Genomic DNA, 17,849 nt, shown 5'->3' with positions numbered 1-17,849 from the left:
CCCCCCCCCCCCCCCCCCCCCCCCCACAAACATCAAACCCAAAACAGACCCCTACCTTTGCCCTATGTTCCTTAAACCTAAATTTCGCACTGCCAAACGCTATTCCCGCCGGGGATTCCGGCTTCGGGGCAACACCCTGATGCTCTTGTTCGGCTTCTTCATGGTCGGCCTTTTTCTGCATTACAAAGGGCGCACCGAACCCGTTGTTGCCTTCTGGAACGACGTGCGCAGCCTGCTGGGCATTGGCCGGTCAACGCGCGAACGAACCGGAACGAACCCCTACAAAGCCCCCGAGCCACCCGGCAATGAAGCCAGCGACGAACGCCCTTCGACCCGACAAACTGATGAGAGCGTTGCCTCTGACGACAACAGCACCAGCGCCGATAACGAGGCATCGACCACGACCCGCAGTTCGGAACAACGTACCTCCGGCAAACTATTCGACTTTGAGAAACAGGTCGATTTTATTCTGCCGTCGGGACGTACCCAGGCCGAACTGGTGCGCCATGATGGCTACACTCTGCGCTACGATGCCGACCTCAAAAACCCCGTCTGGGTGGCGTATCCGCTCTTAGCCTACGAAATCACCGGCGACGCCGAACGCGATAACGAACGGTTCATGCCCGACCCCGCTGTCGACGGCGGCACGGCCCTTCCCACCGACTACACTAAATCGGGCTATGATCGGGGGCACCTGGCCCCGGCCGGTGATTTTAAGTTCTCGCAGCAGCTCACCAAACAATCGTTCTTCATGAGCAACATTTCGCCGCAAACCCCGCAGTTCAACCGGGGTATCTGGAAATCGCTGGAAGAGCAGGTGCGGTCGTGGGCCCTGCGCGACGGCGGTCTGTATGTGGTTACCGGACCGGTCCTGCGCAGCGGCTTGCCCACCATTGGCCGAACCAACGAAGTAGCTATTCCCGATTCTTTTTTCAAGGTTATTCTCTACTGCCGAAAAGGGGGTTCCCCCGAGATACGGATAATTGGCTTTCTGTTGCAAAACGAACCGTCCAACGAATCACTGAAAGCCTTTGTGGTGCCGGTCGACGCCATCGAAAAAGCCACCGGCCTCGACTTTTTTGATAAGATCCCCGACGAACTGGAACGCAGGCTCGAAAGTCAGTCACGCAGCCAGATGGTGAACCAGTGGTTCGATTACTGACGAATGTGTGCATGCATAAAATGAGCCTGTGCCCCACCCATTCGGGAGCGGTTCCGTACCTTTACGGCTCAACAAAAAGCACGAAAATTATGGCACAGGCACAAGCTGGGGATACCGTTCAGGTACATTATACCGGTACGCTAACCGACGGCACCCTGTTCGACTCATCGAAGGGCCGCTCGCCTTTAGAATTTACGCTCGGCAGTGGGCAGGTTATTAAAGGCTTCGACGATGGCATCACAGGCATGTCTGTGGGCGAACATAAGACGATCAACATTCCGCAGCACGAAGCTTATGGCCCGGCTAACGAAACGATGATCTTCACCCTGAACCGGAGCGACATTCCCGACGAGATTCCCCTCGAAGTAGGTATGACCCTGAACATGCACGAAGACGGTAATCCGCAGCCCGTTCCCGTCATTGTTCGCGCCCTGAGCGACGACTCAGTGACGCTCGACGCCAACCACCCCCTCGCCGGGCAGGACCTGACGTTCGAAATCGAACTGGTAGGAATTAACTAAACCCAGCAGTTTACAGTTTTCTGTTTACCGTTTGCTAGTGCGGTGCTACCCGGTCAGATTAGCCTGGCAGCACCGTACCGGTAAACAGAAAACTGTAAACTGTTTATGACGTCAAACATCGGCTACGCCTGCATTAACCTGACACTGCAGGTCGACGAAAAAGTGATGACCAACCGGGGAATGATCAAAAAGACATTCACCGAAAAAGGCATTCAGTACGCGTCTCAACTGGCGTTGCAAAACGTGCATGACCTGCTGAGAATAGTCGACTGGAACCTGGCCCACGGCTTTCGTCTCTTCCGAATGTCGTCGGACCTTTTCCCCTGGGCATCAGAATACCGCCTGCACCAACTCCCCGATTTTACCGAAATCCGGGCTACGCTCGAAGAAATCGGCGCGCGGCCCATCCGGCTCACGTTTCACCCCGGCCCCTTTAATCACCTCGCCGGGCAGGGCAAGACCCTCGACAATACCGTTACCGATCTTGAATATCAGTCGGACGTCTTCGACACGATGGGGCTGACACCGTCGCGCTGGAATAAAATCAACATTCACGCCGGGGGTACGTATGGCGACAAAGTAGCAACACTGACCCGTTTTGCCCATAATTTTAAGACCCGCCTCTCCGAAAACCTGCGGGCGCGGCTGACTGTTGAAAACGACGACCGGGTGACACTCTACAGCGTTCAGGACCTGCTGTTTCTGTACGAACAAATCGGCACGTCGATCGTCTTCGACTACTTCCATCACGCGCTGCATCCCGACAACCAAACGCAGGAAGAAGCGTTTCAGATGGCGTATGATACCTGGGATGTACGACCCGTATTTCACTATTCGGATTCGCGCCGGGACTACGAGGACCCCAAAGCCCGCAAAGAAGCCCACGCTGACTGGCTTTATACGGCGCCCAATACCTACGGCCGCGACCTGGACATCGTGTTCGAATCGAAGATGAAGGAACTGTCTATTCTTCGGATTCGCGGCGAAGAACCCGAGTACTCGCCCAAGATGCAGAAGCTGATCGAAGCAGCAGCCGTTGCTGCCGACCTGGCTGGCACTACCGATTGACGTCTGTGGTCGCCTTTGTCAGAGCTGACTAGTTATAAAGTACCCATTCATGGCAGATTTCAGTCGGTTCATCCTTTTTTCGGTGGCTTTCCGGATGCATTCTGGATAGATTTGAGTTCGAACCTTCCTTCCCTCAACTCATGAATCCTGCCATTTCTGCCACCACTCCGCTTTCGCCCGACGTACCCGGTAAACAGAGTCGCATTCAAGTAGTTGATGCCCTGCGCGGTGTGGCTCTTTTCGGTATTCTGCTGGTCCACTGTGCCCAATGGTACACCGCCGGGCCACTGCCGGTCAACGTATACCAGGCCCACGCTGGCGGCATCGCCAACGGTGTCACCCAAGCCATTATCGGGATTTTCTTCGATGGCAAATTCTTTACCTTCTTCTCGTTTCTGTTCGGGCTCAGTTTTGCGCTTATGCTGACCCGCTCGCAGGAGGCACCCGGCGTTTTTTACCGGCGCTTTGCGTGGCGGCTGATCGTGCTGGGCGTCATCGGTTTTCTGCATCACCTGCACTGGCGGGGCGATATCCTGTCGATCTACGCCATGCTGGGCTTTCTGATGCTGCCCTTCGGCAGGTTGTCGAACAAGGTCGTGCTGGTGGTGGCCCTGCTGCTGGTAGCCAACGTACCCACCCGGTTACGAACCGCCTATGATACGCTCCTCAGCCCACCGGCCAAGCCGCAACCCGCCCAACCGGACAAGACATTTGAGCAGGAGACGCAAACGTTTTACGACTTGCTCACCAAAGGCAGTTACGGAGCCGTTGCCCGGTCAAACTACTACGCCTTCGAAACGAAAATGCGGTTTCAGCTCGACAGCGGCCGTATTTTCGTTACCCTGGGCTTCTTCCTGCTTGGCCTGTATGCCGGTCGTAGGCAGCTTTTTCAGCAGTTCGCCGCCAATCGGGCCCTGTTCCGTCGTATCACCCGAACGGCTGGATTCGGGGTGCTCGGACTTACCGCGATTGGCTTCGGCATGTTCGCCATTTTTGGCAGCGACAAGCAGCCGCCAGCCTGGGCAATGCAGTTATTCAATGGCCTCTACGACTTGCAATGTGCCTTGCTGACGATCGTCTACATTGCCGGATTCAGCCTGCTTTTCCAGCGCCGATCGTGGCAGTGGACCATTAAGCCGCTGGTCTCGGTTGGGAAGATGGGCCTGACCAACTACGTGCTCCAATCGCTGATCGGCACGTTCCTGTTCTTCGGCTATGGCCTGGGATGGCTCGATAAAACGGACGTCTGGCAGGCGACACTGATTACCCTCCCAATTTTTGTGGTACAGGTACTTTACAGTCAGTTCTGGCTCGCTCGTTTCCGGTTCGGGCCGCTGGAATGGCTCTGGCGTTCGCTAACCTACCTCCGTCCCCAGCCCATGCGGGCATAAACGTACCCCACGGTCTTTAGTCCGTTTTGGGCAGCGAAAAAACGGACTAAAGGCCGCGGCAGGACACAAAAAAAGACGTTAGACGCTGGAGAACCCTCCGGCATCTAACGTCCAGCCTCTTAAATCCTGACGTGTTATTTGATAGCTACCCGCTCAGTAAACTGCTTTTGTTCGGGGCCATACACAAACGTATAGTCGCCGCTTGGCAGTGAGCTCAGGTCGAACCGGTGTACCTCACCGTCGCTTCCGAACGACTTGGTGAAAACCAGGTCATTCATCCGGTCGTAGATGGCCACGGTCAATGACTGCACACCGGGCATAGCTACTTCGTACTTATTTTTTGCGTAAGAAACCAGCGCTGGACGAACCACTTCGGTCACGTTCTGAGCATCAATAACAACCTGGTCGTTACGGACGGTCAGGCCCTGCGACATCCAAAGATCGTTGTTCGTAGCGGTCAGGTAGTAGCGACCGTCGGGCAGGTTAGCCAGGTTCACCGACGTACCCCGCAGGTCTTTTGCCTTCACCGTACCGGCATACAGTAACGTACCCGCCTGGTCGATCAATGATATATCTAACGTAGTGCCAACAGGCGTATGAATGCGCACTTTCTTGGTTGCCGATTTTGCTATTTTAACCGGACCAGCTACTGTTGAAGTCTGAGCCGCGGCACTCCCTGCGGCGGTCAGTGTGAATGCTACTGCGAGCATTGCGATGGTTAAACGAATCTGTTTCATTGTTGATGTACAGTTGTCTTTGTTTTCGAATTACTTCGACAAAGGTGGGCGACGCACTGATTTAAATGCAAGCCTAAACCAGCTGATTAACAATCATTTAACCAAAGTTCTTGATTCTGTACAAGTCGTTGACTGAATCGTTGTACGAAAAAAGAGAATGTGCAATAGATTCCTTTTTTTAGTACACGGTTACATTTTAGCCCGTGCGCAGACAGAGTAGGACGTAACTCCGTTGGATGTAAAATCAATAAGCTTTCCGTCCAATTTGCGTTCTTTGCGCTGTTATGAGAAAGTTTTCAATCTGGGCAGTTGCTCCCTTAGCCTGCCTACTTTTCACACAGTGCCGAGGCATTCGGCCACTATCTAAACCTGTAGCCACCCTTACTTCCGAAGGATTCATCACCTGTTTTGAACCGGGTCTGGCCGAAGGTAAAACCTGGTGCGAGGCGTCGGCCATTGTAGCGCAGGGCGATCGTATTTACCTGGCTAATGATAAAGACATGCCCGCGCCACGTTCGTCGGTTTTCTTTATCCGGAATCAAAACCCAACCGGCCCCGGCCTGGCAACGGCGAAACCCACCTACCTGGAGCACCCTCTGCTGCGAACCGCGCATAAATTTGAGGAATTTGCCCAGACCCCAAATCGGAAATGGACATTCCTGACCACAGCCTTCGACCGAATCAAACCCGGATCGGCTGACTTTGACGGGTATAATATGCTGCTGGCCTGGCAACCCGGCCAGGAAGGAAACGTACAGGTAGTGGGAGCTGGTACCGGCGCGACTGCCTCGCTCGACTTTCGGAAGGCTGTTCAAACCGTATTGGGCGGCTCGCCTTATTTTAAGATAGAAGGGCTGGCGGCTACCGATACCCATCTGTGGTTCGGGGTCCGTGAGCAAGGCGAGAGCTACGAAAAATTCGATTACCGGATCACCATCCTGAAGGCACCCTATAGCGCAAAGGTGGGTAACTATGGCGCGGAGCAGATCACGCTGGGTACGCCCGAGCTGGTCCGCAACTTCGACGTTGGCGACGTAGATTCAGCCCTACCCAAGCCGCTGGCCGTTTCGAGCTTAGAATATGATGCCCGCCGACGCTGCTTCTGGCTTATGACCTCGTTTGAACAACCCGATAAAATCGGGGCCTATTTGTGGGTCATTTCTGAACGGGCAATGCAACGCAATGGCGAACTGAAGCTAGTACGTACCCGTGACGGCAAACCACTGACGTTTGCGCACAAGGCCGAAGACATGACGTTTATTGATGCCAACACGCTGCTGGTGATCCACGACGATGACCGGGTACGTACCCGCGTTGGTTCGAAGGAACGACAGCCCAACCAAACTGCATATAGCGTCTTGACGGTGAACTGAGTAGTAGGGGTGGCGCGTTACTCTGTTTATCAGCCAGTTGACTGGTTGTTACCCAGCGTAACGCCTGTTCCTCACTTATCGAGCGAGGAGAACAGGAGGTGGCGTAAAAATTCGAGGAGCGAATCGTTGCTGCCGTTATCACTAAAATCGGTCAGCGAGGGTAGATAACGCATAAAAAACGACTGGTAATGAGCCGTTTCAATAATAGAGCTGGCCCGCGATCTGGCATACGGATAAGCTGGACGATACTCCAGTATAAGGCGGGCAATGCGGGCGGTGAGGTCCTTGTAGGGCTTAAATAATTGTTGCCGGTTGTCTTCGGTCACATGCCGGGTCAGGTACGCTTTGCTAGCCTCACAGATAACGATATTGTGGAGCGCACTGAGGTCCATGTCCTCAGGCGAAGAGGGCGAAGACACATTGGTTTGAAGCAGTACGCGTAGTACGCGCTCCAGTTTTTCACGCGGGTCAGTTATGTTGTTGGTTTCAAAAAGAACCTGAAAGTCCAGCCACTGCCAGTACCAGGCAACCAGGTAAACCAGTAAGCGGTGCTTATTTTCGAAATACCGGTAGATGCTGGCTTCCTTCGTGCCCATCCGGTCGGCCAGCTTCCGGAACGTCGTTTCCTCGAAGCCAATCTCGTTGATAAGTACGATTCCCTGCCGAATAATGCGACGACCCAATTCCGACTGTTCCGGGTCGCGAAGGAACAGCTTATCATTCATACGTACCTGAACTGTGTACTCCATGCGTTGGCTTTACTGAGTAAATAAAAACAGAATGATAAAGGTATAACAAACTTTTTTTATTCAAAGTTACGTTATCACAATAGATAGCATTACTATCAACTAATTAAATAGGCCTTAAAATCAGTTATGGTTCAGTCGCAGCCCCCAGTGCTTCCACCCACTCCGCTTCAACGTTTAATTCGCTTGCTCAACACCGAACGGCGCGATATTGGGTACGTTTATCTCTATGCCATTGTGGCGGGACTAATCAGCCTGTCGCTGCCGTTGGGTATTCAGGCGGTGTTCAATCTGGTCTCTGGCGGCATGGTATTCAGTTCGGTATATGTGCTGATCGGGCTGGTCGTTATTGGCGTCGTTATTAGCGGATTCATCCTGGTTGGGCAGCAGGTGCTGGTTGAGGTGCTGCAGCAGCGCATCTTTGTTAAGGCGGCGTTTGAGTTCACCTACCGCCTGCCCCGGATTCAGCCCGAAACGCTGGAAGGATCGTACCCACCCGAGTTGATGAACCGCTTTTTCGATGTGCTGACCATCCAGAAAGGCCTGCCTAAACTCCTGATCGACCTGACGGCGGCGGTGGTCCAGATTCTATTCGGTATTATCCTGCTCTCGTTCTATCACCCGGTGTTTATTGTCTTTGGCCTGGTTACGCTGTTGGTGGTGGGTGGTCTGATCGGCCTGTTTGGCAGCAGTGCACTGAAAACGAGCCTGAGCGAGTCGAAGTATAAGTATAAAGTAGTGGCCTGGCTCGAAGACATGGCCAGCCGACTTCCTGCCCTACGGCAAAGCGGCCAGACCCGCGACCTGATGACCCACACCGATGAATACGTGGCCCAGTATATTGCCTACCGGAACGATCATTTCAAGGTATTGAAACGTTTCTATTTCAGCGCAGTGGCCTTTAAGACACTCATCACCGGCGGACTACTCATTTTGGGTACCACCTTGGTAGTGGGCCGGGAAATGACGCTGGGCCAGTTTGTAGCCGCCGAACTGGTTATCGTTTTGATCACAAGTTCAGTAGACAAACTGATCATGGGTATCGACGTAGTATATGACCTGATGACTGCCGCCGAAAAAATTGGGCAGGTAACTGACTTACCCCTGGTAGACGAACATATGTCGATGAAAAGTTAGCGGTACTACTCGCTTTGCGCTGGCTTGCCTGTTGGGCAACGTACCTGAGCAGAACTAGTTCGTCCAGTTTACCGATACCTGATAACTATTAACCAACAATGCTTAATCTTTCGCATAGTCGTGTAAACGACAGTATTATCGACAACTTCCCCCTTCAAACGCTTCGCAAGCTGCCTGATCTGCAAGCCGGGCGGTCGCTGGGGCGGTGGATGCTTTTCATTCTCTTTATCCTGTTTGCGTCGCTCTTTTTACCCTGGCAGCAGAACATCAACGGCGAAGGCAAAGTAACGGCACTGACACCGCAAGACCGGCCACAAACGATTCAGAATGCCATTGCCGGCCGAATTGAACAGTGGTACGTGCGGGACGGACAGCGGGTAAAACGGGGCGATACGCTGCTGATTATCTCGGAGATTAAAGACGAATATTTCGACCCGAACCTACCCCTGCGGCTCCGTGAGCAGTTGGGTGCCAAGCAAAACAGCATGGCAGCGACCGACGCCAAAATTCAGGCGCTCGACGGGCAGATTACCGCTCTCTCTGCCGGCCTGACCGCCAAGATGGCGTCGGCCAGAAACAAGGTAAAGCAGAATCGGTTCAAAGTGGTCAGCGACAGCACCGACCTGGTGGCGCAGCGGACCAACTACCGCATTGCCGCCGATCGGCTGGCCCGCTCGGAGCAAATCTATAAAGATGGGCTGATCTCGCTGACCGATCTGGAAAGCCGCCGCCTGAAATTACAGGAGGACTACGCCAAGGTTATTTCGCAGGAAGCAAAACTGAACGTTTCACGTCAGGAACTGACTAACTCCGTCATTGACCTCAATACGATTCAGGCTGATTTTCAGGAGAAAGTTGCTAAAGCCCAGTCAGACCGGAGTTCGGCGGTGTCGTACCGGGCCGAAGCAGCGGGCGAAGTATCAAAGATTACCAACAAGATCAGCAGCGTGCAGGTCCGGCAGGGGTTATATGTTATTCGTGCCCCGCAGGATGGGTACGTGGTACAATCGTTCAAGGCGGGTATTGGCGAGACCATTAAAGAAGGCGAGTCGATCGTGACCCTGCAACCCGACAACCCGGATGTAGCCGTTGAGCTGTATGTTCGGCCCAACGACGTACCCCTTATTCAGCGCGGCCGCACCGTGCGGCTGGAGTTCGACGGGTGGCCTGCCATTCAGTTTTCGGGCTGGCCTACGGTGGCCGTGGGTACGTTTGGTGGCGAGGTTGCGGTAATCGATGCCGTAGCCAGTACCAACGGAAAATACCGGTTACTGGTGCGCCCAAAGCAAACCGACAAAGATGCCAAATGGCCTGAGCAACTCCGCGTGGGGTCGGGCGTATACGGCTGGGTCATGCTCGACGATGTGCCAATCTGGTACGAAATCTGGCGGCAGTTGAATGGTTTCCCTCCAAGTCTGAAAGCTGAACCCCAGTCTGATAAAGAAGGAGCGAAAAAATGAGTAAACTATCTTTCATTACGGGAACGCAGACACGGGTGCGCCAACTGGTCATGAGCTGCGTTCTGCTGTGCCTGCTGCCGGGTAGTCTGTTTGCCCAGCGAGCTATCGCGCCTTCCGATACGGCCGTGTTTACGGCGGCCGATTTCTTTGGGGCCGTTGTACAGTTTCACCCCATCGTGCGGCAGGCGGCCTTACTTTCGGAAGAAGCCCGCACTGAAATCATGCAGGCACGGGGCGCGTTCGATCCGAAAATAACTTCGTACCTCGACCGCAAGGAATTTGGCGCCGATCTGTATTATAACCGGTGGCAGTCTGGCCTGTCGGTACCCATTATGCCCGCTGGTATCGACCTGAAAATTGGCTACGACCGGGCAGTTGGTGAGCGAGTGAACCCCGAAGTAAGAACGCCGCCTACGGGCCTGGTGCTTGTGGGCGTCAGTGTCCCGGTGGGACAGACGCTGCTCATCGACGGACGCCGGACGGCCCTCCGGCAGGCGCAGTTGGGCATCAATCTGGCCGAGGCCGACCGGCGGAAGCAGATCAACAAAACAGTGTATGATGCTGCCAAAGCGTATTGGGAATGGTACCTCGCCTATCGGTCATACCAACTGATCAACGAAGGGTTTCAACTGGCTGACGTGCGTTTTGTGGGCACCCGACAGCGCGCTATTATCGGTGAAGCAGCCACCATCGACACTACCGAAGCCCTGATTACCGTGCAGGACCGATTGGTTCAACGGCAACAGGCAGAAGTAGACCTTCAAAACGCCCGGCTGCGGCTGTCGGTGTTCTTATGGGGGCCGAATAACCAGCCAATTGACCTTCCCGCTAACGTTGTTCCGCAAGCGACGTCGAATGAGTTAATCAGCGATGAGTTGGTACAGAACCTGCTCACGCAAGCCACGCAGCAGCATCCCGATCTGTTGAAGCTGGACGCCAAAACCGGGCAGAACCAGTTGGAAGAACGGTTTCGCCGGGCTCTGATTCAGCCGCAGATAAACTTAAGTGCCAACCTCTTGAGCCAGACACCCAACCTGGCCCAGGGCTACGACTGGAACAGCTACTACGCGTTCGGGCTCGCCAACCACAAAATCGGGCTGGATCTGGTGATGCCGCTTTTTCTGCGCAAAGAGCGGGGTAAGCTCCGGCAGGTGCAGGTGAAAGGCCAGCAGCTGACGCTGGAACGGCAACAGACTGTTCGCGACATTCAGAACGACATACTGGCTGCCCGCAATGACATTCTGACCCTGAACCAGCAGATTCAGGTGCAGCAACAGACGGTGGCCAATCAGCGGCGGCTGGTGCAGGCCGAACAGCAGCGGTTTACTTTAGGTGAAAGCTCCCTTTTTCTGGTCAATTCCCGCGAGAGTAAACTCATCGACCTAGGTGTGAAACTGGAAGAACTGCGCACCAAATACCAGAAAGCGATTGCCAACCTCTGGTACGTTGCCGGTACGACACAGGGCATCTAGCCTGTGACGGAGAATGCTCCGCCATAGTTCGGCTCAGACCTGGCGCTACAACACAACCTCTTCGGTAGGATCGATGCGCATCCAGAGCAGGCAGCTGAGTAGCAACAGCCCCGAAATCATGAACAGGGGCTGGTTGAAATCGCCGGTAGCCTTTACGATATAGCCAAACAGCACGCCCAGGAATACGGCCCCCATTTGCCCGAAGGTGTTCATCGCCCCCGACACCACACCCGACTGGCTGCGCCCCACGTCGTTGCAAACGGCAAACGACACGGGTAACGTCAGGTCTTTGAAGCCCATCCCCATGGCCAGTAATATGGCCGCGGTCTGGTTGTCTGCCGTGCTGGCCGACAGGAAAATACTGACGCTCGACAGGCCCATTCCGACGATGCCCACCGCCCGGCGACCCACTTTCAGGCCGTAGCGTTTGGCGAGCCAATCGCTGGCAAAACCGCCGGTGAAACAGCCGATAGCGCCCAGCACAAATGGCAGGGTAGCAAATAACTGCATCTGGGTTTTATCGAAATGCCGCCCTTCTTTCAGGTACGTTGGCAGCCAGCCGGTAAAGAAATACGCCCCGTACATGTAGAAATGGAACATCAACATGATGGCCCACATGTTGGTGCTCCGGAAAATGGCCCGCCACGGAATATGGTGCGATTTGATTTTGAACCAGCGATTGCCTTCGATGTGGGTACGTTCGTCGGCGGGTACGTTGGGCTGTTCGTGCGGGAAGTCGCGGAACCAGACAAACCAGCAGACCGCCCAGATCAGTCCCAGCAATCCCATAGCCCAGAAAGCGGCACGCCAGCCATACATAGTCGAAATCGGGATCACGATCCAGGGAGCCAGCACGCCCCCCACCCGACCAGCCGCCCAGATGAAGGCCTGCGCCCGGCCCGTTTCCTGACGTGGAAACCAGCGTGACACCACAATCGACGCGTTGGGATAAGCGCCCGCCTCGCCCATGCCAAACAGAAACCGGACCACCACGAGGTATAACCAACTGGTGGCGGTGCCAGTCAGGATTGTAAACGCCGACCACCAGCCCACTACACGGGTCAGCACCCGACGTGGTCCCAGCCGGTCACCCATTGCCCCCGTAGGCATTTCGAACGCTGCGTAGGCTAAGGCAAAGGCGCTCAGCACCCACCCCCAGGCGTCGTTCTCGATGTGCAGGTCCCGCTTCATATCCGCCGCAACCAGCGAAATACCCGTTCGGTCGATGTAGGTGATGATAGAGAGAACAGAGAGGAAGGATAATACGCGGGAGCGGTAGTTCATGAAAGGCGCTGATTGGAAAGCCAAGATGGCAGTTTTTTACCGCAAAGGCACGAAGCACCTGCAAAGACGTGGAAAAGAGCGATGTCATGCGCGAAAAACGCGGTGGCAACCTACCACCCTCCAGGTGCTGTAGGTGCGGTGGGGCCTGTAGCCAGCGCCCGCTAATCGACTGCGCTGAGTCTGGTAAGAAGCTGCCTGTTCGACAATAACCTTCCACTTTACTAAAATTTCTTAAACCAAGATTGACAAATCAATTTCCTTCTTTACTATTGCAGTGTATTACATCACTAATACACCACAGCAATGATAGAACTAACAAACGTCAGTTTTAGCTACGGCCGAAAACCACCAGTGTTGCAGCAGCTTAGCCTTCACCTGGCACCGGGACGTATTTATGGATTACTCGGGTCGAATGGGGCGGGCAAGTCGAGCCTGATGCGGCTGATGGCGGGTCTGCTGTTCCCGACTGAGGGGCAACTTCAGGTGAACGGCCATGAACCGCGCCGCCGGGAACCCGCCTTTCTGGAAGACATTTTCTTTCTCCCCGAAGAGATCGACACGCCTTCGATGACACTCGCCAGGTACGTTGCCACGATGGGCGCATTTTACCCGAAGTTCAACGGCGCTCAGTTTCAGCAGTACCTGAAAGCATTTCAGTTGCCCGCCGACATCGGCAAACTGGCTGACCTGTCGCTCGGGCAGCGAAAAAAAGTGTTCATCAGCTTCGGACTAGCAACCAATACCAGCGTACTGCTAATGGATGAACCCACCAACGGCCTCGATATTCCATCGAAAAGCCAGTTTCGGAAAATAGTATCCGCTGCCCTAATCGATGACCGGCTGATCGTCATCTCGACCCACCAGGTACGTGACCTCGACTCACTGATCGACTCGGTGGTGGTCCTCAATGACCATGAGTTGCTCATCAATGCACCTCTGGAACGCATAAGTCAACGGCTCCGGTTTGAGTTACTTGGCCGCGACGTACCTGCCGATGCACTATATACCGAACCCAGCTTGCGCGGGAATGCGGTCGTACTCGAAAATGACGACCCAAGCGACGACACACCGATTGATCTGGAACGGCTGTTCAACGCCGCCATTACTAATCCACAACGTATGAAATCACTTTTCTCTGCACCAAAGCCATGAACCAGACTTTTTCCTTTAGCCGCTTCACCCGGTTGCACCGCTGGCTCTGGGCCACCAAAAGCCGAACGTACCTGTTTGGTGCACTGGCCCTCATTCCGATCATTCTGCTCATTCCATCACAGGTTCTGTCAGTAGACCATTTCAACATTCGGAACACGCAGAGTATCATTATGGCCTATTTTTTCAGCACGGCCATCATACTTACATTCAGCATGGGCAGCGACATCTTCAGCGCGCTTTTCAAACAAGAATCAGCTATTTCCTATATAATGATTCCTGCCTCACGTCCTGAAAAGTTCTGGCTGGGCATACTGTATTGGGTGGCAGCCCTGCTCCTGCTAGGGGTTGTCTATTTCAGCTACGAAGCCCTTATATTCAGCATTGCCAATAAGCATCTTCCGGCCGCAGAAACAGAACGCTACGTATCTACACTCATTTTTTACACGAGGCCGGTGAATAACGAACGTAGTATCCTACCCCTCACTCTTTTTGCCCTGCTCGCTAGCTTAAGCACCAGTCTGCTATGCAGTTTCTACTTTCGACGGGGCGTGTTTGCCCGCACTATTGGCATCACCCTGTTCACCACATTTTGCCTATTCCTGCTATACGGATGGCTGATTAAGTTGATCTTGGGTGGGCATTTTGTTGGGACGGCAATCCCTTTTTACCCAATCGCTGTGCACGTTGATAAACAGAACTACGAACTCCTTGGCCCACCCAACTGGCTGAAATACGGTGCCTATGCAGGTACGTTGCTCATGCTGTGGGTCATTGCCCGCATTCGCTTTAATGAGATCGAACGGTAACTCCATGGAATTCAACGATAAACAACCTATCTATCTGCAAATCGCCGACTATGTCTGCGAGCAGATTCTTCAGCAGGCCTGGCCGCCCGGTGAGCGAATTCCGTCGGTGCGCGATTTGGGATCGTCGCTGGAAGTAAACCCAAACACCGCCATGCGGGCCTTCGATTTTCTGCAACAGCAAGGCATTTTGTTCAATAAACGCGGCATGGGTTACTACGCCGCCGACGATGCCACCGACCGGGTAAAGGCCATGCGCCGCGCCCACTTCCTCGACGTTGAACTGCCGGGCCTATTCCGCACCATGACGTTGCTCGGTATCAACATATCCGAAATCGAATCCCGTTTTAACGCCTATCAACTCGCCTCTGCCTCATGACAACAAGCGTAAAACTCTTGCTTGGCCTGGCCCTATGCCTGCTAGTCGCTATGTTTGGCGCGGCCACTTCCATCCGTCAGCAGTTCGATTCGATCGACAAATCTGACAAGTACGCGCGGTGGCAGAAAAAGTCCCTCCCCCCTTTTCATTCGGTTCAGATTACCGGCCCGTCCGCCGCCGTTGTGCAGATCGAGCCAGGAAAAACCACCCGTTTACTGGCCGACTCAGTACAGACCTGGAAACGAGCTACGTACACCTTTCGGGTGGAGCGTGATACGTTATTTCTGGACGTTAATCCCGTTGCAGGCTGGCCATTTGACGAGTACGTGAATAGCGAGGAGTGGAATGATCCGCAATTCGTCGTCCAGCTACCTCAGTTAGCCTCGGTTTCGACACGTAATGCGATTTGCCAGGTTCAAGATTTCACGGGTACCGTATTGACGCTACAACAGCGAATCAGAGGCAATATTCTTGTGAAGCATTTGACCTATAACCAATTACACGCCTCCATTTCGGGCCGCAACCACCTGGAAATGTACGGCAAACGGAATCGGATCGGGAAAGGAGTCATTACAGCACGAGACAGCTCTTATTTCAAGCAAGAAACTAATTTTCTGGACGGGTTAACGCTGTCCGTCGATCCATCGGTGAAACTGGAGTTGACAGGAAAAGCACTCCAACAGGTTCAGCAGTGAGCAATTTCGAGGGAGTTTACCGGAGCGCGGAGCTTACCTCGCGAAACCGCGCAGAAGCAACTTTACAGTAGCCTTTTTTCTTTAAACTAGCCTCCGGGTCGCATCTTTGCAACAGACTTCTGCATCGATGCGACCCGTTATATTCACCTGCCTGTCTGGCTTTTTTCTCCTCCTGTGTAACGGGTTGACGGTTGCCCAGCCAGCCCAGAAAAGTAAACCTCAGGTTCGGTACGATTACCTGCTTCACGTGCCCAATTCATACGGGAAAAGCCAGAAAGCGTATCCGTTGATCATTTACCTGCACGGTGGCTCGCACCGGGGCAACGATTTGACTAAACTGAAGCAGTATGGTCCACCGCACGCCCTTATAAAGGGCCGACAGATCAACGCGCTCATTGCCTCACCCCAATGCCCGGAAGGCAAGTATTGGTCGACCGAGAACTGGTTCGACTCGCTGTATGCCGAACTGACCCAGACATACCGAATCGACCCGAAGCGCATTTACCTGACGGGTGTGAGCATGGGTGGTTACGGCACCTGGCAAACGGCAGTAGCCTATCCGACTACCTTCGCGGCCATTGCGCCGTTATGCGGTGGCTGCGACGATTCAACGCAGATTTGCCAGATCAAAAACGTTCCTGTCTGGGCCTTTCACGGCACCGCCGACGACGTGATCCCAATCGACGAGAGTGCCCGGCTCGTAAGACGGCTCGCCGCTTGCCGGGGAAATGTCCGTTTTTCTAAACTAGCCAACAAGGGCCACGATATTCTCTATGTCTATGAGAAAAAGGCAATTTACCGGTGGCTCCTGAAGCACCGCCGATAGGCACTGTTCGAGTACGTTCGCTATCGCCTGGGTTCCTTGATAGCGAACGGATTTACGAAAGAACAGGCCACAAATCAGGCTGTTCAGTTCAATAAAACGCGAACAGCCCTATGTTTGCGTTTTCGACCATTCAACGTCATTTTAGTCAATGACCAATCGCGCAGACTCATGCCTATCTCAGCCACTCATTCGCTTGTGTACTTCCTGCTGACCGCGTTCTGCTTCTTGACGCCTCCCAAAAATGATTCACCGACAGCCAGCGAGAACCAGCTTCGGGTACCAATTGGGGGCAACAGCTGGGTAAGCAGCGAAGGGCGAAAATCGGCCGTTATCTCGAAAGAAGGACTGACGAACTGGACCAATCCGATAACGACCATCGACACGTACGTTCGTTTTGAGAAAGCGGGAACGGTGGCACTGTCAGCCAGTATGCGCGTGCAGTCGGGGAAAAGCCGCCTTCGGGTTACGCTGGCTGGCCAATCAAACGAGGTTGACGTCGAGGGCAGTACCTACGCCGACCAGGCGCTGGGCGAGTGGACCATCGCTAAAGCCGGGTACGTTAAAATCACCCTTCAGGGCGTACACAAAACCGGCAAGACCTACGCAGAAATAGCCGACTTGGGTATTGCCGGCCCGGCTGTAGACGAGCGCACTGCATTTGTCCGTACCAACGAGGGCAATTTTTTCTACTGGGGTCGGCGGGGGCCTTCCGTGCACCTGCGCTACCCAGTTCAGGCGGGGGTAGATGCCGAGTGGTTTTATAACGAAGTAACCGTACCCAGCGGCAGTGATGTCATCGGGTCGTATTATATGGCAACCGGCTTCGGTGAGGGTTATTTCGGCATGCAGGTCAATTCACCAACCGAGCGGCGTATCCTGTTTTCGGTCTGGAGCCCCTTCCAGACCGACGACCCAAAATCGATTCCCGACGATCAGAAAATCAGGCTCGAACGCAAGGGTCCGGCGGTTGTTACCAATGAGTTTGGCAATGAAGGCGCGGGTGGGCAGAGCTTTCTGCGCTACAACTGGAAGGCAGGTCAACCCTATAAATTCCTGCTGCATGCCACCCCGGTGGCCGACGGATACACCGCTTACACGGCTTACTTCAAAGCACCCGACGACGCCAACTGGCAGGTGATTGCCTGCTTTAAACGCCCCAAAACAACCACGTACCTAAAGTCCCTATACTCCTTTCTTGAAAATTTCACACCAGAAACGGGCAACATCCAGCGGGATGTGGAATTCGGGAACCAGTGGATCAGAACGAAGGAGGGCCACTGGCAGGAGTTGACGACCAGTCAGTTTACCGGCGACAACACGGCCCGGAAAGCCTACCGAATGGACTACGCCGGGGGCCTGCGCAACGGCCGCTTTTTCTTACAGAACTGCGGCTTCTTCGACGCCTACACGCCCATTGGTACCAGCTTCACCCGGCCGGCCACCCGCCTGACACCGGCCATCGATCTGAGCACGTTACCCTGAAGCGGGTTGAATGCGACCTTGACGAAGTTCTGCGCTGGACACTCGCCAGCGTTCCCGGCCGACCTTCCAGCAATGAATCGAATTGCCTCCCCTCCCGCAGGTAGGCAAGGCCCAATCGTGCCCTGTTCTACGATGGACAAGCGCACCCAGCAAGCCCGTTT

Annotated in this window: 17 protein-coding genes; 14 read left to right on the top strand and 3 right to left on the bottom strand. The window is 54.2% G+C overall.

The annotated features are described in order from the left end of the window. Positions 1-64: 64 nt before the first annotated feature. From F7231_RS22680 to F7231_RS22665, 4 genes are all read left to right on the top strand, one after another. Positions 65-1,162 (top strand): DNA/RNA non-specific endonuclease, encoded by a 1,098-nt coding sequence (locus tag F7231_RS22680; protein WP_166693656.1) that lies wholly within the window; start codon positions 65-67, stop codon positions 1,160-1,162. A gap of 89 nt (positions 1,163-1,251) precedes the next feature. After that, the gene (locus F7231_RS22675; RefSeq protein ID WP_085414195.1) at positions 1,252-1,683 is read left to right on the top strand and encodes an FKBP-type peptidyl-prolyl cis-trans isomerase; all 432 of its coding nucleotides are present in this window, start codon (positions 1,252-1,254) and stop codon (positions 1,681-1,683) included. 105 nt (positions 1,684-1,788) lie between these two features. Next, positions 1,789-2,751 (top strand): UV DNA damage repair endonuclease UvsE, encoded by a 963-nt coding sequence (uvsE, locus tag F7231_RS22670; protein WP_166693655.1) that lies wholly within the window; start codon positions 1,789-1,791, stop codon positions 2,749-2,751. A 140-nt stretch (positions 2,752-2,891) separates the two neighbouring features. Then, positions 2,892-4,142, top strand: a complete 1,251-nt coding sequence (locus F7231_RS22665) for a DUF418 domain-containing protein (protein WP_166693654.1) — start codon at positions 2,892-2,894, stop codon at positions 4,140-4,142. Positions 4,143-4,276: 134 nt separating this feature from the next. Here the strand turns inward: F7231_RS22665 and F7231_RS22660 are convergent, their stop codons facing one another. Next, positions 4,277-4,879 (bottom strand): hypothetical protein, encoded by a 603-nt coding sequence (locus tag F7231_RS22660; protein ID WP_085414198.1) that lies wholly within the window; start codon positions 4,877-4,879, stop codon positions 4,277-4,279. A gap of 284 nt (positions 4,880-5,163) precedes the next feature. On the opposite strand from F7231_RS22660, the gene F7231_RS22655 reads away from it, so the two are divergent. Then, the gene (locus F7231_RS22655; RefSeq protein ID WP_166693653.1) at positions 5,164-6,252 is read left to right on the top strand and encodes a hypothetical protein; all 1,089 of its coding nucleotides are present in this window, start codon (positions 5,164-5,166) and stop codon (positions 6,250-6,252) included. Positions 6,253-6,323: 71 nt separating this feature from the next. Here the strand turns inward: F7231_RS22655 and F7231_RS22650 are convergent, their stop codons facing one another. Then, positions 6,324-7,001, bottom strand: a complete 678-nt coding sequence (locus F7231_RS22650; RefSeq protein ID WP_085414200.1) for a TetR/AcrR family transcriptional regulator — start codon at positions 6,999-7,001, stop codon at positions 6,324-6,326. 183 nt (positions 7,002-7,184) lie between these two features. Here F7231_RS22650 and F7231_RS22645 point away from each other — a divergent pair, with 183 nt between their 5' ends. From F7231_RS22645 to F7231_RS22635, 3 genes are all read left to right on the top strand, one after another. Further along, on the top strand, positions 7,185-8,135 hold the full coding sequence (locus F7231_RS22645; RefSeq protein WP_310589173.1) for an ABC transporter transmembrane domain-containing protein: 951 nt from the start codon (positions 7,185-7,187) through the stop codon (positions 8,133-8,135). A 98-nt stretch (positions 8,136-8,233) separates the two neighbouring features. Beyond that, a complete protein-coding gene (locus F7231_RS22640; RefSeq protein WP_085414202.1) occupies positions 8,234-9,595 on the top strand; it encodes an HlyD family secretion protein in 1,362 nt (453 codons plus the stop codon). Then, on the top strand, positions 9,592-11,067 hold the full coding sequence (locus tag F7231_RS22635) for a TolC family protein (RefSeq protein ID WP_229370243.1): 1,476 nt from the start codon (positions 9,592-9,594) through the stop codon (positions 11,065-11,067). Before F7231_RS22640 ends, F7231_RS22635 begins: the two co-directional genes overlap by 4 nt. 45 nt (positions 11,068-11,112) lie before the next feature. Here the strand turns inward: F7231_RS22635 and F7231_RS22630 are convergent, their stop codons facing one another. Then, positions 11,113-12,351, bottom strand: a complete 1,239-nt coding sequence (locus F7231_RS22630) for an MFS transporter (protein WP_166693652.1) — start codon at positions 12,349-12,351, stop codon at positions 11,113-11,115. A 303-nt stretch (positions 12,352-12,654) separates the two neighbouring features. Here F7231_RS22630 and F7231_RS22625 point away from each other — a divergent pair, with 303 nt between their 5' ends. The 6 genes from F7231_RS22625 (at position 12,655) to F7231_RS22600 (ending at position 17,688) form a co-directional block, all read left to right on the top strand. Further along, the gene (locus F7231_RS22625) at positions 12,655-13,503 is read left to right on the top strand and encodes an ABC transporter ATP-binding protein (protein ID WP_166693651.1); all 849 of its coding nucleotides are present in this window, start codon (positions 12,655-12,657) and stop codon (positions 13,501-13,503) included. Further along, complete coding sequence (locus F7231_RS22620) at positions 13,500-14,309, top strand: hypothetical protein (RefSeq protein WP_166693650.1); 810 nt, start codon at positions 13,500-13,502, stop codon at positions 14,307-14,309. Before F7231_RS22625 ends, F7231_RS22620 begins: the two co-directional genes overlap by 4 nt. 4 nt (positions 14,310-14,313) lie before the next feature. Then, a complete protein-coding gene (locus F7231_RS22615; protein WP_166693649.1) occupies positions 14,314-14,685 on the top strand; it encodes a GntR family transcriptional regulator in 372 nt (123 codons plus the stop codon). Further along, a complete protein-coding gene (locus tag F7231_RS22610) occupies positions 14,682-15,380 on the top strand; it encodes a hypothetical protein (protein ID WP_166693648.1) in 699 nt (232 codons plus the stop codon). Before F7231_RS22615 ends, F7231_RS22610 begins: the two co-directional genes overlap by 4 nt. A 127-nt stretch (positions 15,381-15,507) precedes the next feature. Beyond that, positions 15,508-16,206 (top strand): carboxylesterase family protein, encoded by a 699-nt coding sequence (locus tag F7231_RS22605; RefSeq protein ID WP_085414208.1) that lies wholly within the window; start codon positions 15,508-15,510, stop codon positions 16,204-16,206. 168 nt (positions 16,207-16,374) lie between these two features. Continuing rightward, positions 16,375-17,688, top strand: a complete 1,314-nt coding sequence (locus F7231_RS22600; protein WP_085414209.1) for a DUF3472 domain-containing protein — start codon at positions 16,375-16,377, stop codon at positions 17,686-17,688. Positions 17,689-17,849 lie beyond the last annotated feature (161 nt).

The organism is Fibrivirga algicola (assembly GCF_011742925.1).
In the GTDB taxonomy this organism is placed as follows: Bacteria; Bacteroidota; Bacteroidia; order Cytophagales; family Spirosomataceae; genus Fibrella; species Fibrella algicola.
Note: the sequence above shows the minus strand (reverse complement) of the source record. Positions and strands in the feature narration are given on the sequence as shown.

Bases quoted from the DNA above. Each gene is read 5' to 3' on its own strand.
- F7231_RS22680 (WP_166693656.1), top strand. From the start codon at position 65: ATGTTCCTTAAACCTAAATTTCGCACTGCCAAACGCTATTCCCGCCGG.
- F7231_RS22675 (WP_085414195.1), top strand. From the start codon at position 1,252: ATGGCACAGGCACAAGCTGGGGATACCGTTCAGGTACATTATACCGGT.
- uvsE (WP_166693655.1), top strand. From the start codon at position 1,789: ATGACGTCAAACATCGGCTACGCCTGCATTAACCTGACACTGCAGGTC.
- F7231_RS22665 (WP_166693654.1), top strand. From the start codon at position 2,892: ATGAATCCTGCCATTTCTGCCACCACTCCGCTTTCGCCCGACGTACCC.
- F7231_RS22660 (WP_085414198.1), bottom strand. From the start codon at position 4,879: ATGAAACAGATTCGTTTAACCATCGCAATGCTCGCAGTAGCATTCACA.
- F7231_RS22655 (WP_166693653.1), top strand. From the start codon at position 5,164: ATGAGAAAGTTTTCAATCTGGGCAGTTGCTCCCTTAGCCTGCCTACTT.
- F7231_RS22650 (WP_085414200.1), bottom strand. From the start codon at position 7,001: ATGGAGTACACAGTTCAGGTACGTATGAATGATAAGCTGTTCCTTCGC.
- F7231_RS22640 (WP_085414202.1), top strand. From the start codon at position 8,234: ATGCTTAATCTTTCGCATAGTCGTGTAAACGACAGTATTATCGACAAC.
- F7231_RS22635 (WP_229370243.1), top strand. From the start codon at position 9,592: ATGAGTAAACTATCTTTCATTACGGGAACGCAGACACGGGTGCGCCAA.
- F7231_RS22630 (WP_166693652.1), bottom strand. From the start codon at position 12,351: ATGAACTACCGCTCCCGCGTATTATCCTTCCTCTCTGTTCTCTCTATC.
- F7231_RS22625 (WP_166693651.1), top strand. From the start codon at position 12,655: ATGATAGAACTAACAAACGTCAGTTTTAGCTACGGCCGAAAACCACCA.
- F7231_RS22620 (WP_166693650.1), top strand. From the start codon at position 13,500: ATGAACCAGACTTTTTCCTTTAGCCGCTTCACCCGGTTGCACCGCTGG.
- F7231_RS22615 (WP_166693649.1), top strand. From the start codon at position 14,314: ATGGAATTCAACGATAAACAACCTATCTATCTGCAAATCGCCGACTAT.
- F7231_RS22610 (WP_166693648.1), top strand. From the start codon at position 14,682: ATGACAACAAGCGTAAAACTCTTGCTTGGCCTGGCCCTATGCCTGCTA.
- F7231_RS22605 (WP_085414208.1), top strand. From the start codon at position 15,508: ATGCGACCCGTTATATTCACCTGCCTGTCTGGCTTTTTTCTCCTCCTG.
- F7231_RS22600 (WP_085414209.1), top strand. From the start codon at position 16,375: ATGCCTATCTCAGCCACTCATTCGCTTGTGTACTTCCTGCTGACCGCG.